At 47.8% G+C, this 400-nt stretch carries 1 rRNA gene; it reads left to right on the top strand.

The annotated features are described in order from the left end of the window. Positions 1-320: 320 nt before the first annotated feature. Positions 321-400 (top strand): 23S ribosomal RNA (locus AA84_RS0114640); the annotation flags it as partial.

Below are 400 nucleotides of genomic sequence, written 5' to 3' on the forward strand. Positions count from 1 at the left end.
AGCATTCCTTCACCGGCGAGCCGAAAGGCAGCCATGAACCTTGAAAACTGGATAACGAAAACAAGCAACAAAGTCAAGAAACATCCAAAATGATTATTCAATTGATCTTTCGATCAAGCGACGAATCATAAATGGCATGTGCTAGGAGCAAGAAGATCGAGGAAGCGTCGTTTCCGAGAACCGGAATGTAACTTCCACAGGAAGTGGTGACTTCTGCGTTGTGTACAGGACGTACACGTTTTTAGCAGAAGTTCCTTAATTACATGAGGATCACAGGGAACAAGCTGACGAAGAGATTCGCCGCTCATCGCGCATGCAGTGGTTAAGTTATAAAGAGCGCACGGTGGATGCCTTGGCACTGGGAGCCGATGAAGGACGGAACGAACGCCGATACGCTTCG

It is taken from the genome of Sporolactobacillus terrae DSM 11697 (genome assembly GCF_000648615.1).
GTDB lineage: Bacteria > Bacillota > Bacilli > Bacillales > Sporolactobacillaceae > Sporolactobacillus > Sporolactobacillus terrae.